Below are 16091 nucleotides of genomic sequence, written 5' to 3'. Positions count from 1 at the left end.
GTACGATGGCACTCAGGAATGGCCGTTGGTCGTCAGCTATCATGGTTTTAATGTCGGGGCACAGTTTCAGGCGGATATCAGCCAGATGGACTCCGTCGCGAACGCCAGGCATTTTCTTGTGGTGTACCCGCAAGGACTCCAGGTCGCCAATCCGTTTACCGGGACAAGCGGCCAGGGGTGGAATGTGCTTGGTGGCACCCTTTCATCCAATGACGACATTCGATTTACGCTGGAAATGATCGACCAGTTGTCTGCGGACTATGCGATCGACCAGCAGCGGGTTCATGTTACGGGGTGGTCCATGGGCGCCTCGATGACCTATGAAATCGCATGCGCCCGTTATGATCGTATTGCCTCACTGGCCGCACTCGCCAATCAAATGGACAATGGCACGATACAGAGCTGCACTCCAACTCGGCCCGTTTCCATGCTCCAGTTTCATGGTACAGGTGATCCGATCGTTCCTTATGACGGCGTCTCAGGGGCCGGGCTCGTGTTTGAGTCGGCGGATCAGACTGCCGCATACTGGGCTTCACTCGCGGGATGTTCGGCGGAGCCTGTAGAATCGGGCGAGCCCGACCTTGTCGCGACAGATAGCAGTACGGTGACGCGGTTCTTGTACGAAGGGTGTGATTCGGATACCGAGGTCGGTTTCTATCGCATCAACGAGGGCGGACATAGCTGGCCTGGAGGAGGAGCTTTACCGGCGTTCCTCGGGCATGTTAATCAGGACATCGATGCGAGTGCGCTCATTCTGGAGTTTTTTGAGCGCAATCCATTACCCGAATCCACTCCCGGCGTCTTCCATGAGGGAAGTCTGCAGGTTGGTGATTCACTTCGCACCTACCTGCTCTATGTGCCGGCTACCTACAACGGTTCAGAGGAATGGCCTCTGGTCCTCAATTACCATGGGTACACACTCGATGGGGACCTCCAGAAGGACATCGATCTGATGGCGTCGGTTGCTGACGATCAGCGGGTACTCCTCGCGTACCTGGATGGGCTCATCGTCGATGATCCGTTGGACGGCCCTGACACCGGCTGGAATTTCGATGGGCGCGTTTCGGTAAATGACGACGTCCGTTTTACGCGTGAACTGATCGAGGCACTTTCCTCCCAATACAATGTGGATCCAACCCGAGTCCATGCAACGGGATACTCGATGGGCTCACAAATGCTCTGGAAGCTGGCCTGTGATCTATCGGATCGGATCGCATCGGTGGCCGGCGTGGGCGGACCGATCGATGAAGCCTATAGGGCGACGTGCGAGCCGCCTCGACCGATAGCTGCCATGCTTATCCATGGTACGGAGGACCTCTTCTGGCCACCGGAGGGCGCGGAATGGAAAAATGGGGAATACATTTTCCTCGACCCTCAGGAGACTATCGCTTTTTGGGCGGATAAGAACGGATGTGCATCCGAACCCATCGTAACTGACATCGAGGATGCCGTATCGGATGATAGCAGTACGGTGCGTCTGTATGATTATCCGGACTGTGACGGCGTCGAAACCAAATATTATAACGTCCTAAACGGGGGACATACCTGGCCAAGCGGATCGTTTCCAGGAGGCGAGTGGCCGGACTTCCTGGGGTTTGTGAATCAGGACATCGACGCGAGCGCTGAAATCTTTGCTTTTTTTGCGCGTAACCCCATGCCGGATGTGGCCACGGGTGTGATCGGCCAGCCCCTGCAGTCAGAAGTCGACTTCGCGCTCTTTCCAAACCCATTCGCTCGCCGGCTCACGATCGACCTCAATTTGCCAGTAACCCGGGAGGTCGCCGTCGCACTGTATAATGTGCTCGGCCAGAAAGTACTTGACCTTGAGCGGGGTATGCTTTCGGCAGGGGCCCACCGCGTGAGCTGGGATGGCGGCGATGTGCCGGCCGGGGTCTACTTCGTTCGGGTAACGGTAGACGGCGCACCGATCGCCGCGAAGTCGGTAGTGTATCTCGGGCAATAAACCGGCAGTAAGAGCCAGACAATGGCCTAAATCCTGAATGGCCACTTCCGGGGCCATTCAGGAGTAGCCGGCCTCATTGTGACAAAGCCAATTATCTGGCTTCGCTGGTCATCCCCTGATACAAATACTCAAGTCGACGCTCCGCATCCGCCACCATGGGGCGTAAGCCTGGTTCGGCATCCTTCCAGAACTCCATAAATAGGGTGTAATAGGTGATCGCTTCGGTTGGATTACCCAGTTCTTCGAGGGTACGCGCGCGCTGGTAATAAACAGGGGCGGCATAGATGAGCGCATCTGTGTCCCACCCATCGAATAAAGAAACATACCAGGGTAGAGCATCCTCGAATCGCCCTTGTTCAAACAACAAGTTGGCGATTACGAGGCGGCTGAAATCCTGGGTGGTCAGGGGTGAATCAAACGAATACCAGTAGGACGGTAGAGGGATGATGCCTTCATAAAAATGTCGAATCGCGCCGTCGGGATCGTCTGTTCGGGCAGATTGAAGAACATTTAATATCTGCGCTACGGCTACCCATGTTTTATCCTCATCCTGCCGTGAGGCACGATTTCTTGCATGATCGATTTGAATCTGTAGTGTCGAATCATCCTCCAAACGGAAGGATAGAATACCAAGTAAATAAGTTTTGACAGTCTCCGGATCGTCATATACAACCACACGGGTACGGATAAATGGCCGTCCTGCCGGATTCCACTCGTTCACTTCATCCCGTATGGCCTTGATGGCATCTAGTGATTGGGTTGACCATGGCGAAGAAGCGATTCTGGCTCGGTGGAATAGATTAATAGCATAATGATCCGATGTGCGTTCAAGTCGGATCGAATCGGCCCTGCTAAAGCGCCCTCCAGCTGCCTCTAACAATTGGGCGTTGTGTGTTCGAACTGGTTCAGGGTTGAATATATTTGAACGAATCGAGCCAGGGATATCTCTCGCGCTTAAATACAGAGCCTGTGTAAGTAAATTGTCGGGCACTTGTGCCAGAATATCAATCATGGGACCTCTCTCCTCTGGCTTTGTTTGAATCATGTCCCTGTAGAGGGGAAGATGGAATATACCTTCTTCTTCTTGCGTTCCCCTAATCGAGTCGGCTTGTGTTGTAACCCATAGATATCGCTGCATATCGTTTTCTCGAACTGCGAAGAATCCTAGATGCAAAAGCGCATCGTCTTGGTCGCTACGAACAATCCGATATCCTTTTTCGAGATACTCCTTAGCTTCACTCACCGATCGTCCGCGGAGTGGATTGAAATGAAATAGGAAATCACCGAACGTGATGAGTGCATACCCATCGTCCGGATATTTGGACAGGTATTTCCTGTACAAGGGCTCCGCCTTATTGAGCTCGCCATGAGCAAAAGCACTGACCTCCGCTTGCACGAGCCACCTCAGAGCAATGGGAAGTTTGTCGAGATGACGTTCCGCCTGACGATAAAGGCGTTGTTGGAAGTCGACATCATCCTGGTATAGGTAGAAATAATTCTGCGCATATTGAAAAGCGGCAAGGGCAAAGGTGGAATCCGTCGTCAGGGCCAGTTCGAAGGCTTCGGCAGCCTCTTCATACTGTTTTTCTTTGAAGAAATGCTGCCCTCTCAAGAAATGTCGAAACGCAATTGGTGAGCTGGTCGATTGTGAGGCGAAGCTGGCAATTCGGATGTCCGGGCGGTCGAGTACAGTTCCGACGATACGCTGAGCCAATGTGTCTGCAACATGCCGAATCTGGTCGACATGTTGCATGGAGATTATGGCCAGATCGAACGATCCCTCTCCCGAAGTGCGATACAGTCTTGGAATTACCTGAATGTGATCGTCCAGCTGCGAAATGCGTCCCAGTACATACCAACCCGCTCCAACACTACGTGCGAATGCGGAGGCCCGTACCGGATCCTTGGAGACCATGCTGTCGCCGGCTGTGTAAACAAACATGGTGTTCGGATCGACACTGGAAACCTCTTCGGAATTTTGAATGGCCAGGTGGACTACTTCCACCATGTCTTCTCGCAAATTCGAGAACTCGTCCTCTCGCACATCAAACGGTATAATGGCAATCTTCGCCATATTGAGCGCCGGCGTCGTTGCCCCATCTGCCTTGGGAGTTCCATTTCGCCCTACCCACCAGAATAGAACAAAAAAGGCGGCTAGTACGACTCCCGTTGCAGTGAGGATGACGGGGTTGCGTGCTACCCGCGGAGGTGTTTCGAGATGGCGGGTTTCTGCAGTATCTGATCTTAACGTGGGCAGGATGTCTGAAGCTAGCGAGACACGTGATGCCGGATCCTTTTGAAGCAGTGTTTTGACGAGCGACACCATGGATTCCGGCACGTCCTTGCGTAAAAGAGACAAGTCATCAGGCTCGGTGTGAACGATGCTGTAGACCAGTGCGCTTTCATAATTCTCCTGGAATGGTCTCGTGCCCGCGATCATTTCGTACAGGATGACTCCGAGCGACCAGAGATCCGACCGATGATCCGCTTTTTCGCCACGGATCTGTTCCGGGCTCATGTAGGCGGCTGTGCCCATCGTCGTGCCGGTCCTGGTCAACGGATCGACCCCGCTCATCTTCGCCAGTCCGAAGTCGACAATCTTGATTACTCCGCCCGAGGTTATTATCACGTTCGCCGGTTTGATATCCCGATGGATGATGTTAGCCCCGTGCGCCTTTGTCATGCCCTCGGCCATCTGGCAGGCATAGTTCCGTGCGTCTTCGATCGAAAGGGGCCCCCTGGCGATCGTTTCCTTCAGCGTCTCCCCATCGTAAAACGCCATGGCGATGTAGAGCCTCCCATCATCGGTTTCATTGATCTCGTAGACCGTGCCGATGTTTGGATGGTCGAGCGAAGAGGCCGTCTTTGCTTCTCGGACGAACCGTTGCCTCGCTTCCGCTTCGATATTAAGCGGATGGGTCAGAAATTTGAGCGCCACGACACGGTCTAATCGGGTGTCCATGGCCTTGTAAACGACCCCCATTCCGCCGGCACCAAGTCGTTGTAGCACGTTGTAATGCGCGATTCGTTGGCCAATCAGGGGATCCGCGGAATCAGCCGGTGCGATGAACAGGCGGTCCCCGGGCAAAACGTCAGCTGCGAGCCGGTCCAGATAGTCGGGCGCTCCTTCAGCGTGAATCAACAGGCTTTCCAGTTCCTTGCGCAACTCCGCATCGCCGGCGCAGGAGTCCTCCAGGAATGCGGCTCGCGCCGGCATGGGAAGATCTAGCGCCTGTTCGAAGAGGGCTTTGATACGGTCACGTTGCGATTGGGCCATAAGGGATAGCGTAGGCAAGATGTGGGCTTGACCCATTTAAGCAGTTGAAAAGATAAGCAATGCTCGCCTATTTCATTGTCGAATGGGCTCACGGCGCTGACTTATTTCGCTGCCCATAATAAAAGAGCCGATCGGCCGCCCTGTCTTTCTGAGTCGGATCCGTTGAAGGGCTGCCGGCACGTCCCCATCCTTCACCTTCAAAAATAAATCTCACATCGATGGCCCCTGGCGACAATGGATTCCGTGGTAATGGGTGAAGCAAGCAAGAGCGTCTTCAATGATCCGACGCTCTCGCCCCAAACGGCCAACCAGACCATCCTGACGGTGAACGCCATGAAAACGACACGCAATCCCTTCACTACGTCCAACTACTCGATCATCCGCTTGGCGCTTGCCGCCGTCATGATCATGACGCCCTTAGCCGCCGCCCACGCTCAGCGCAGCGCTCCCACCGTAATCACCACGCTCGACCCGGCGACGATCCGGGAAGCAGCCCCGGCGCATCAGGACCTCATCACGCTGTCAATCCAGGACTGGCGCGCGTATGGGGAGCGCCTCGCCGCCGCTCTCACTTCGTCGACCGAAGGCATGACACAGAGCGCGCTGCAGCGGCTCATCCAGTATGGCGACTTCATGCCGGCAACCCGGCAGACCGTGATGGAAGTCGTGACCATCTACAGAAATAATGAGGACGACCGTGTCCGCCGGATGGCGGTAGTTGCACTGGGCAAACTGGGCGACGACTGGTCGATGGCCTACCTGAAACGAGCGGTTCACTTCGAAAAGAACCCGGAAGTGCGGCACACGATCACCTATGTGCTTAAGGATCACGACGGCTCGTTCCAGTAAGTAGCGACATTCGGGAAAGACGGTTCTCCACCATCCCGATACGAGAGGGGGCTCGCGGCAACGCGGGCTCCCTTTCCGATTTTGTCCCTTGGGCTGCGGCAGGGTTATGGGGCCTGCAGCGTTTCGTCAATAAGAAGCAAAACACTTAGCCGCGCTTCATTTCTCGCATGAGCCATGCCTGGGCCATCGCCCAATCGCGCTTTACCGTTCGCTCAGAAATGCCCAACACCTTGGCCGTTTCCTCCACCGACAGCCCGCCAAAGAAGCGGCACTCGACTACCCGCGCTTCGCGTTCATCGACTTGTTCGAGGGCAAGGAGGGCGTCCTCCAAAGCCACGATACTGTCGGCCTTTTCGTCGGTCAGCGCGAACTCCGCGTCGGGTATATGCCACTCTTCAAACGATATCCGCTGAACATCGCCGCCGCGTTTTTCTGCCCGTCGTTGGCGAGCATAGTCAACAAGTATGTGGCGCATGGCTTTCGCCGCGACGCCCAGGAAGTGGGCGCGACCTTCCCATTCGAAGTCGGTGTGGCCGGTTAGTTTGATATACGCTTCGTGGACAAGTGCCGTTGTGTTGAGCGTGACGTCCCCATGCCAGCGTTGGCGCTGCCGGTGGGCGCGCTCACGGATTTCCTCATACACGAGAGGAAAAACCGCACGAAGCGCCTGCTCGTCTCCATCTCGAGCCGCGTTGAGTAGGCGCGTGATATCTGAGGGCGGTGCAGTTTTCACGGATCAGGATGGCCCAGAGGCCGCAGTGTCCTAAAAACAACGGCTCGTGGCCCGTTTGCTCACAGGACTACGTGATGGATGTGAGGCATGAGATAAACGCAAGATATGACTTGCGCTCTTTTGCATGCTACACATTAACGCATCATAATCGAAGGGTTTGTCCTGTGGAAAAGATAGCGCTCGCACCTCACCTAGATCTGTCGATCGCATTGATCGTTGCATGTGCGCTGGCATTGATCTGTCGATGGTGGCGTTCACGCGCTCGTGCAGCTGAGAATTTGAAAACTGCGCTGGAACGTGTTCGAAGGGTTGAGCAACTCGACCATACGAAATCACGCTTCTTCGTTAACCTCTCCCACGAATTCCGCACCCCGCTCACCCTCCTCCTGGGCCCCATCCGTGATGCCCTCGATGGGGCGTATGGCCCGATGGACGACCGCTACCGGGGTCAGCTATCTTCCATGCACCGCGCGGCCGATCGCCTCCACCGGCTCATCAACCAACTGCTCGACCTCGCCCGGCTCGAGGCTGGCGGAATGCGCCTCGAAGCCCGCGCCGACGACCTCGTCGCTTTCGTCCGAGCCCTCACGCTTTCGTTTGTCTCCCGCGCTGAACGTGAGCAGAAACACCTCCGTGTCGAGGCCGAGCCCGAAACACTCGAGGTCTACTTCGACCGCGACAAACTGGAGAAGATCGTCTACAACCTGCTCTCGAACGCCTTCAAGTTCACCGCCGCCGGCGGGAAGATTCGCGTATCCGTCGAGGCCTCCGAGGGTTCGGCCTTGATCGTCGTCCGCGACACCGGCGAGGGCATTCCGGCGACGGAGCTGCCGCACATCTTCGACCGCTTCCACCAGGCGGACGCCTCGCCGACGCGCCGGCACGAAGGCAGCGGGATCGGGCTGGCGCTCGCGAAGGAGCTCGCCGAGTTGCACCACGGCGCGCTGCGCGTGGAAAGCCAGGAAGGTTTCGGCAGCACGTTCAAGCTGACGCTGCCTCTCGGGCGGAGCCACCTCAAGGACGAGGAACTGATTGCCGACGATGACGCCGCGCCTGCGGTGGACAGGTTGGACAGGGCGGACCAGTCGGACGGCACCCCGTCCACCGAGTCCGCCCTGTCCACCCAGTCCAACCTAGCCACCTTAACCACCGCCACTATCCTCCTCGTCGAGGACAACGCCGACGTACGCGCCTATCTGAAGAGCCACCTGACAGCCTACCGCATCCTTGAGGCCGAAGACGGCGAGGCGGGCCTCGCGCTGGCGCTCTCGGCCCTGCCCGACCTCGTGATCAGCGATGTCATGATGCCAAAGCTCGACGGCTTCGGACTCTGCTCGGCGCTGCGTCGCGACAAACGCACGCAGGACATCCCGGTGCTCCTGCTCACGGCGAAAGCCGCCGAGGAGAACAAGATCGAAGGGCTGAAGATGGGCGCGGACGATTATCTGTACAAACCTTTCAGTGCCCGCGAGCTGCTGGCGCGGACGGAAAACCTGATTCAGCGGAATCAGGAGCTGAAAAAGAAGTATCGCCAGGAAGTCGTACTGAAGCCGACAGAGATCACGGTGACCTCGGCTGATGCGGCGTTTCTGGAAAAGGTGCGGACTGTCGTGGAGTCGGGAATGGGCGACAGCCAGTTCGGGGTGGAGCAGTTGGCGGAGGAAGTGGGGCTGGGCCGGCGACAGCTGCAGCGCAAGATGCAGGAACTGACCCGACAGACCGTTCACCGATTCATTCAGGAGAGCCGGCTGGAGCGGGCCCGGCAACTGCTGGAGCAGAAAGCAGGCAATGTGTCGGAAGTAGCGTACCAGGTGGGGTTCAGAGACCCGAGGCACTTCGCGCGGTTGTTTCAGCAGAAGTACAAGAAGCCTCCGTCGCAGTGGGGGTGAGTCGGGCAAAATCGTGGATGGACTGGAGATGTCCGATCTGCAATGCCGGATTCCTGAGTAAGTAGCCCATTCGGACTGGGGCGCCGGCCCCACCCCGAAATCATATCTTCCGATATCCGCATGATCGGAACGACTTACTCTTCGGCTGCACAAAACTTCGATGCGAATGAAGCTTCTTTTCCTACTCTGCGCCACGATCCTACATTGTGTACTGCCTGCCAGGGTATCGGGGCAGTCACCACTCGACTCCCCGTGGCTTGCGTTGGTGCGTGCGGATGGCATCATCCTTCCTATAGCGCGCTATTCGAAAGGCACTTGGAATAGGTTGCCAAATGACGAGGAATGGTGGCGCTACGAGCGGTTCCCAGATAAATGGTTTGTCCGTTCTGTACTGCCTGGCTTCGGGTACTCTCGCACGGAGGCCTACGTGACTGAAACCGTACAACTAGGATGGCTTCCGCCCGAATTGCCTTATACAGGCATTCTCTTCGGTCTGATATCGGATTATCCGGGAGTCTCCATGGGGGGATTCGTTATGCATCCGATTCCAAAGATAGGCATTGCCTCGGATGTGGAACTGGAAATATACCCGATGAGCCGAGAAATACAGGTCGTACGCGGTGGCACGGATGACACCTTGGATGAACTGGCTGCCTATTTTGTAGAACAAGAGATCGAAGAGAATATGTGCAGTTCGATCGAGCCGATCGAGCGGGCGAAGACGGCGCTTGCCATGGACCTATTTAGTGGAAGTCTTAGTGGCGTTACGGTGTACCGATTCGTGGCCAGGAAACGATACCGGGCGACTACGAAAGGGAGGTGTGACGAGAATGCATATATGTCGGGATGGATTGTAAAACGCCAAACGGGCGAGACGCATATCACCCGCGAACAGCCGACGCTGCGGAGCGACCCGGACCCGAATCAAAGCATATACGAAAAGCCTCTCGGCATTATGGCGCATGATGGAAAAGTGTTCGTTGTGACGGAGACGCGTCTCTATGAAGGGGAAGGATTTGGCTTGTATGAGGTACTCGGTGACTCCATCGTGAACGCGTTCAGATAGAGATCCTGTGTAATACCGTGGTAAATCGTCATGGCACTTACGGACCCGTATCGAAAAACGGATTCCCATCAAACAGCGGCTTCCCTCTAGGCTTGAACTCCCGGTCCCGGTAATACACGACCTTCCTCGCCCGGATAGGCCGCTCGCCCCGCACGAACAGCAGCGCCTCATCCTCCTCCATCCGCTCAACCTCGTCGGGCAGGAGCAACGCTCGCCCGGTCTCGGACACGCTCACGCTGTGAGGCGAGCCCTTGGACGCACTCGCCTGGCTGTCGCTACGTACAAAAACAGTCTGCTGGCCGGTTCTTCGGGAGAGGTACTGGCACGTCATCGGGTCGCGGCTGCCGAAGGCCTGGAGCGCCTCGCAGTTGGCGAGGAAGGTCTCCCAGTCGGAGGGGTAGACGGAGCGCAGCCGGGGCAGGTCCTGGATAAAGAACCAGAACGTGGCGCCGTAGCCGGCCATGAGGGTCACGGCCTGAGCCAACAGGTCCATACGGCCGAGGTTGGCGAACTCGTCGAGCAGAAACAGGACGCGAGAGGCCGGGCGATTCCGGGTCAGCACAAGCAGGGTCGATGCGATCATGAGCCGAAGCCACCCGCGATACGTCGCAAGCCGGTCGGGCGGTAATACCAAAAACAACGACAACGTCCCATCCACCTCCCCGTAGGGGTCGACGGCCACCGACCCATGACACGGCCCTCCTGCCACATCGTTTGAACCAAGCACCCGCTCCATCGCCGGCGCATCCAGAAAATGGGTGTGGCTGAGCGCCGTCGAAAGCACGCCGCTCCGCTCTTTGTCGGCCTTCTGGAGGTGCCGGCTCGCGGCCCGAGCCGCCACGCCTTCCCCACTGGCCAACCGATCAAAAAACACCTCCATGGCCTGCGGCGGCAGGGTGAGGAGCCGGCGCACACTCAGGAGGTCGCGCGGAAGGGGCGTCCCGCCCGGGATGAGGACGCGTGTCGCCTCGGGCTCGGTCATCACAAAATACAGGAGGCCGGCCAGGAGCGCCCGCGCTTCCTCATTCCAGAAGGCATCGCCCCCGCGCTCGATGACGAGCATGTCGGCAAGCATCCAGGCTTCGTCGAAGGCGTTTTCGGCGGAGGTGAGGGCGAGCGGATTAAGAGCCTATCCGAAAACCGGGCAATGCCTCCAGACGATGAAGGCACATGCCAGATGCAGGAAGGCGATGTAATTGTCGATTTTCTTCTCCCAACGGATGAGAATCCGCCGGAATCGGTTCAGCCAACTGTGTGTTCTTTCACATACCCAACGACGGGCTCGATAACCTGGGACGCGTAGGGCTTCCTGTTCATCGCCACGACTCAAAATGTGCGTGACGTAGCCCAAGCGAATGACCAATCGCCGGACATCCCGAAAGTCGTATCCCTTGTCGGCGCAAAAGTGCTGCGGTGACTCCCGATCGGGGATAGGCGGCAGTAACGGCATGTTCTCAAGCACAGCCTGAACCTGCGTTTTGTCGTGGCGCTCGGCCCCCGTTACAACCAGGCCGATGGGCAGGCCACCAGCTTCCGTGAGCAGATGGCGTTTTGTGCCTTTTTTGCCTCTATCTGTTGGATTTGGCCCTGTTTCACCTCCGCCGAGGGGTGCTTTCGTCATGGCTCCGTCAATAGACTGCCACTCGAAGTCGAGACCGACGTCGGTATTGTATTCGAGCAGTCCGCTGACCCAGAGTCGCTCGAACACACCAGCGGCACACCATTGCTGGAAACGGTCGTGAACAGTCGATGCCGCTCCGAGAGAACGGGGCAACGCCTTCCATTGGATACCCGTCCTGAGTATGTAAAAGATGGCAAAGAACGCGATGCGATCTGGCATGCGAGGCCGACCGCCTTTTCGTTTCGGGGACTCAGGTGGCAAGAGCGGTTCAACCGCCAGCCACAGATTCTCCGATGGTAAAAACTTCGAATCAACTGTACATTCAAAGTCCGAAGGCTTCATGGCGAGGGGCTGAAGATTGAGAAGCGTAAGACACTTTCAATCTACCCTCCCATGAGGTTTTCGGATAGGCTCTAACCTAGTCTCCGACAAACGTGGGGCGGTTCAGTTGGCTTCACGCCAAAAGGGTGGGGAATACTCGTGGCCCCGGGGTGGGGAACACTCCTGGCCCTAACTGGGGAATACTCGTGGACCTTGACAGTGGGGCAGATCCGGCATCGACTGGTTGCTCTACGCGGACTTTTAGGAAAACCATTAGTCCAATCCCCTCGCGCCACGCCCTCATAGCACTTCAAAAACCTTCGCCTCAGCCTTTTTGAAGGTCCTATCCCGCTCCAAGCCACCCCGCGCCACCGCCCTTTTGGGCCGCCCCACAAACTTTTAGTAATTCCTTTAGTTCTAAAAATTAAAAAGCCGTAAGTCGTTGCTGGGCAACAACTTACGGCTTTATGTAGTGGTCAGGGAGGGAATTGAACCCCCGACACATGGATTTTCAGTCCATTGCTCTACCAACTGAGCTACCTGACCCTTGAAGCGGACCGAATATACGCGTCACCCCCGGGAGGGTTCAACCGGCGCGCACTTTTTTCACGACAACACCGTTTTGCCTTTTGCATTTTCCACTTTGCCTTCTTTCACCGACCGCTCCACCGCAGCTTCGACCGCAGCGTCTGGAAGTAGTCCTGCTCGGGCATCTTGATCAGCTTCACGGAGTGCTGCGCCCGGCGGATCGTGATCCGCACGCTGTCGTCCTCGATGATCTTGCTTCGGCCGTCGGCCGCGAAGATGTAGGGCTGGCTGGGCACCTGGATGTCGATCACGGCGCTCGCCGGCAACACGATCGGCCGCACCGTTAATGTGTGCGGCGCCAGGGGGGTCAGGACGACGACACCGCTGCCGGGCGAGAGGATGGGGCCGCCGACAGAGAGGGAGTAGGCCGTGGACCCGGTCGGGGTGCTGATGATGAGGCCGTCCGCCCAGTAGGTGGTCAGCGGGGCGCTGTCCACCTTCACCTCCACGGAGATGAGCTGGGTGGTCTGGCTGTGTTCGATGACGATGTCGTTCAGCGCCCAGTGGGTGTCCTTGCCGCTCGCCCCGTCCAGCCGGGCCTCGAGCACCATGCGCGACTCGATCCGGTACTCGCCGCGCTCGAGCCGACGAATGGTCTCGCCGAGCTGGGCCACCTCCGTATCCGCCAGAAACCCCAGCCGGCCCATGTTCACGCCGAGGATCGGCGTCTGCCGCGCGCCGATCTGGAAGGCGGTGTTGAGCAGGGTGCCGTCGCCGCCGAAGGAGAGTATGATGTCCGACGCGTTCGGGAGATTGGTGCTCTCGGCTACCTGCTCGCTTTCGTGCAGGAGGCCGCGCTCGCGCAGGCCTTTCGCAATGGGGGCGTCGAGCACGAACCGGATGGATTCCGTCTTGAATCCATTGATGAGCTCGACCAACGCCGGCCAGAGTTCTGTTTTCTTTGTGTTACCGGTGATCCCGTAGATCATTTTGGTGTACCTTGGGTGGCCCTGTCGGCACTCAACCGCCGCGGCTCGGGTAACGTTCCGTGGGCCTCGGCCACACAGGTCGTATAGCGCATCATCCAAAGGCATTCGCTTCCGGACCTCTCCCTTATGAAACACGTCGTCATCATCGGAAACGGCGTCGCCGGCATCACGGCGGCGCGGCACATCCGAAAGGGGAGCGACTTCAAGATTACCGTCATCTCCTCGGAATCCGACCATTTTTTCTCCCGCACGGCCCTCATGTACATCTACATGGGCCACATGCGCTACGAGGATACAAAACCGTACGCCGACGACTTCTGGGCGAAGAACCGGATCGACCTCGTGCGGGACTTTGTCGAGGAGATCGATTCGACGGATAAGATCCTCCGCTGCCGGCAGCGGGCGTCCCTTTCGTACGACGTGCTGATCGTCGCCACGGGGTCGCAGACGCGGTATTTCGACTGGCCCGGGCAGGACCTCGCCGGCGTGCAGGGGCTCTACGGCCTGCCCGACCTGGCCGCGATGGAGCGCGACACTCGCGGCGTCCAGCGCGCCGTTGTCCTCGGCGGCGGCCTCATCGGGATCGAGATGGTGGAGATGCTCCACACCCGGCGCATCCCGACGACCTTCCTGGTCCGCGAAAAGAGTTATTTCGACTTCGCGCTGCCGGCGGAGGAGTCGGCCATGATCAACGACGAGATCCGCGCCCACCATGTCGACCTCCGCCTCGGCACCGAGATGAAGGCCGTGCTGGGCGACGCCGCCGGCCGGGCCCGCGCGGTCGTCACGAGCCACGACCAGGAGATTTCCTGCCAGTTCGTGGGCATCGCCACCGGTGTCGTGCCGAACGTGAGCGTCGTCGCCCGTTCGGAGATCGAGACCAACCGCGGAGTGCTCGTGAACGCGTTTTTCGAGACGAACATCCCGGATGTATACGCCATCGGCGACTGCGCGGAGTTTCGGGAGGATGGGATCGGCTACCGCCGGATCGACCCCCTCTGGTACACCGGCCGGCAACACGGCAAGGTCGTCGCCCGCATCATCTGCGGCGACCGCGACGCCTACCAGAAACCGCCGTATTTCAACTCGGCCAAGTTTTTTACGATCGAGTACCAGACGTACGGTCAGGTGGACGCCCAGCCGCCGGCCGGCGTGGTCTCCGATCTCTGGCAACACCCGAAAGGCAAGCAGCTCGTTCGCGTCAACTACCGCACGAGCGATGGGCGGGTGCTCGGGTTTAACCTCCTCGGCGTCCGTTTCCGCCACGCCGTTTGTGAACGCTGGCTGCTGGAGGAGCGCACGATCGACTACGTCCGCCCCCGGCTTGGCGAGGCGAATTTCGACCCGGAGTTTGCCCCGCGATTAGCGATGAATCGATTAGCGATTAATCGATTAGCGATTAGCGATTAATCGATTAGCGAATTCCCTTTTACCTTTTACCTTTTACCTTTTACCCTATGTCCCACGACGTCAGCTTCCAACTCACCCGCCCCGGATCCCACTTCGACGGCGTCGAAAAGGCCGGGATGGCGCTCATCGGCATCGGAGTGCTGGCCTGGATCGTCGCGTTGTTTGCCGGCGACCTCGGGCAGCCGTTGCTGGTGTTTCTGGTTGGTCTGGTCGGGATTTCAGGCGGCGGGTTCCTGTATTTCTGGCGGTATCTGAAGCGGCCGGCGGGGATCAATAACGACGGGATCTGGCAGAACGCTGTCACCACCGGGATGAAAGGCATCGTGGGGTGGACGCTCGGCATCGTCTTCACCGGGTTCTACTGCATCCTCTACTGGCAGGAGGCCTGGCTGGCGAATCTGATCCCCATTTTTAGCCCGCTGAGCCTGGCGCTCAAGGGGGTGCCGGCGGATAAGTGGTTTATGTATGGGACGTTTTATACGATGGCCGTGCTCGTCATGGGCGTTCGGATGCTCTTCAAGTACCGCCACAGCCGGTACCAGATCTTGCGGACGATCTCGGTGATGTTTTTCCAACTCGGGTTCGCGTTTTTGCTGCCGTCGTTGCTGGTGATGTTTAACCAGCCGGAGTTCTACTTCTCCTATTTCTGGCCCCTCAAATACGATTACCTCTGGCCCGGCACCGTCGACTGGCTCTCGGGCTCGGGGTCGCTCGGGGTGTTCATGGTGTTCTGGGGCGCCGTGATGATCTTTATCGCCACGCCCATCCTGACGTATTTCTTCGGGAAGCGGTGGTACTGTTCGTGGGTGTGCGGGTGTGGCGGGCTGGCCGAGACGCTGGGCGATCCGTTTCGGCAGTTGTCCGATAAGTCGCTTAAAGCCTGGCAGATCGAGCGGTGGCTGATCCACGGCGTGCTGGTGTTTGTGGTGCTCACGACGGCGGCGCTCTGGATCAATTCGGCCACGGAGGGCGCCGTGTTCGGGAGTCTGTCGGGACTGTTTTCGTCGTGGTACGGGTTTTATATCGGGTTGATTTTCTCCGGCGTCGTCGGCACCGGCTTTTACCCGATCATGGGCAACCGCGTATGGTGCCGCTTTGGATGCCCGATGGCGGCGGTGCTGGGGATGATCCAGAAGTTTTATTCGCGCTTCCGGATCACGACGAATGGCGGTCAGTGCATTTCGTGTGGGAATTGCTCGACGTATTGCGAGATGGGGATTGACGTTCGCTGGTACGCCCAGCGCGGGCAGAACATCATCCGGTCGTCGTGTGTGGGCTGCGGGGTGTGCGCGGCGGTGTGTCCGCGCGGGGTGTTGAAGCTGGAGAATGGGCCGAAGGAGGGTCGGTATAACGGCCCGGTGCTGATCGATCGGGAGAGCGTATCAATCCTGCCGGATTGATACGCTAGGAGCCCGGGTTAGGCCGCCCCCCGCGCCCCCCGGCGG

At 58.1% G+C, this 16091-nt stretch carries 11 protein-coding genes and 1 tRNA gene; 6 read left to right on the top strand and 6 right to left on the bottom strand.

The features are described 5' to 3' along the window. Positions 1 to 1963 (top strand): T9SS type A sorting domain-containing protein (locus tag SH809_04515; protein MDZ4698950.1); only part of this gene is annotated, 1963 nt, incomplete at its 5' end. Between the two features lie 91 nt (positions 1964 to 2054). Here SH809_04515 and SH809_04510 read toward each other — a convergent pair. Then, positions 2055 to 5240, bottom strand: coding sequence for a serine/threonine-protein kinase (locus SH809_04510; GenBank protein MDZ4698949.1), 3186 nt, complete (start codon positions 5238 to 5240; stop codon positions 2055 to 2057). A gap of 333 nt (positions 5241 to 5573) precedes the next feature. Here SH809_04510 and SH809_04505 point away from each other — a divergent pair, with 333 nt between their 5' ends. Continuing rightward, entirely contained in the window at positions 5574 to 6089 is a 516-nt protein-coding gene (locus tag SH809_04505; protein ID MDZ4698948.1) for a HEAT repeat domain-containing protein, read from the top strand. Between the two features lie 145 nt (positions 6090 to 6234). On the opposite strand, the gene SH809_04500 is transcribed toward SH809_04505, so the two are convergent. Then, positions 6235 to 6822: a sigma-70 family RNA polymerase sigma factor gene (locus SH809_04500; GenBank protein MDZ4698947.1), complete on the bottom strand. Its 588-nt coding sequence runs from the start codon at positions 6820 to 6822 to the stop codon at positions 6235 to 6237. Between the two features lie 278 nt (positions 6823 to 7100). On the opposite strand from SH809_04500, the gene SH809_04495 reads away from it, so the two are divergent. Both SH809_04495 and SH809_04490 read left to right on the top strand, forming a co-directional pair. Beyond that, complete coding sequence (locus tag SH809_04495) at positions 7101 to 8711, top strand: ATP-binding protein (protein MDZ4698946.1); 1611 nt, start codon at positions 7101 to 7103, stop codon at positions 8709 to 8711. Positions 8712 to 8877: 166 nt separating this feature from the next. Then, on the top strand, positions 8878 to 9777 hold the full coding sequence (locus SH809_04490; protein ID MDZ4698945.1) for a hypothetical protein: 900 nt from the start codon (positions 8878 to 8880) through the stop codon (positions 9775 to 9777). A gap of 37 nt (positions 9778 to 9814) precedes the next feature. Here the strand turns inward: SH809_04490 and SH809_04485 are convergent, their stop codons facing one another. From SH809_04485 to SH809_04470, 4 genes are all read right to left on the bottom strand, one after another. Beyond that, positions 9815 to 10852, bottom strand: coding sequence for a type IV secretory system conjugative DNA transfer family protein (locus SH809_04485; GenBank protein ID MDZ4698944.1), 1038 nt, complete (start codon positions 10850 to 10852; stop codon positions 9815 to 9817). 54 nt (positions 10853 to 10906) lie between these two features. Continuing rightward, positions 10907 to 11740, bottom strand: a complete 834-nt coding sequence (locus SH809_04480) for an IS5 family transposase (GenBank protein MDZ4698943.1) — start codon at positions 11738 to 11740, stop codon at positions 10907 to 10909. A 452-nt stretch (positions 11741 to 12192) separates the two neighbouring features. Further along, positions 12193 to 12265, bottom strand: a tRNA-Phe gene (locus tag SH809_04475). A 107-nt stretch (positions 12266 to 12372) separates the two neighbouring features. After that, complete coding sequence (locus SH809_04470; GenBank protein ID MDZ4698942.1) at positions 12373 to 13236, bottom strand: NAD(+)/NADH kinase; 864 nt, start codon at positions 13234 to 13236, stop codon at positions 12373 to 12375. Positions 13237 to 13362: 126 nt separating this feature from the next. Here SH809_04470 and SH809_04465 point away from each other — a divergent pair, with 126 nt between their 5' ends. Continuing rightward, positions 13363 to 14646 carry an FAD-dependent oxidoreductase gene (locus SH809_04465; protein MDZ4698941.1) on the top strand — a complete coding sequence of 428 codons (1284 nt, stop codon included), beginning with the start codon at positions 13363 to 13365 and terminating at the stop codon, positions 14644 to 14646. A gap of 47 nt (positions 14647 to 14693) precedes the next feature. Then, positions 14694 to 16046, top strand: coding sequence for a 4Fe-4S binding protein (locus SH809_04460; protein ID MDZ4698940.1), 1353 nt, complete (start codon positions 14694 to 14696; stop codon positions 16044 to 16046). Positions 16047 to 16091: the final 45 nt, after the last annotated feature.

It is taken from the genome of Rhodothermales bacterium (assembly GCA_034439735.1).
Lineage (GTDB): Bacteria > Bacteroidota > Rhodothermia > Rhodothermales > JAHQVL01 > JAWKNW01.
The sequence above is the reverse complement of the archived record's forward strand: the minus strand, read 5'-3'. Positions and strand labels throughout refer to the sequence as shown.

What these genes read in the sequence shown, in the direction of transcription:
- SH809_04485 (MDZ4698944.1), bottom strand. Translation starts at nt 10,852, where the DNA reads ATGCTTGCCGACATGCTCGTCATCGAGCGCGGGGGCGATGCCTTCTGG.
- SH809_04470 (MDZ4698942.1), bottom strand. Translation starts at nt 13,236, where the DNA reads ATGATCTACGGGATCACCGGTAACACAAAGAAAACAGAACTCTGGCCG.
- SH809_04480 (MDZ4698943.1), bottom strand. Translation starts at nt 11,740, where the DNA reads ATGAAGCCTTCGGACTTTGAATGTACAGTTGATTCGAAGTTTTTACCA.
- SH809_04510 (MDZ4698949.1), bottom strand. Translation starts at nt 5,240, where the DNA reads ATGGCCCAATCGCAACGTGACCGTATCAAAGCCCTCTTCGAACAGGCG.
- SH809_04505 (MDZ4698948.1), top strand. Translation starts at nt 5,574, where the DNA reads ATGAAAACGACACGCAATCCCTTCACTACGTCCAACTACTCGATCATC.
- SH809_04465 (MDZ4698941.1), top strand. Translation starts at nt 13,363, where the DNA reads ATGAAACACGTCGTCATCATCGGAAACGGCGTCGCCGGCATCACGGCG.
- SH809_04460 (MDZ4698940.1), top strand. Translation starts at nt 14,694, where the DNA reads ATGTCCCACGACGTCAGCTTCCAACTCACCCGCCCCGGATCCCACTTC.
- SH809_04490 (MDZ4698945.1), top strand. Translation starts at nt 8,878, where the DNA reads ATGAAGCTTCTTTTCCTACTCTGCGCCACGATCCTACATTGTGTACTG.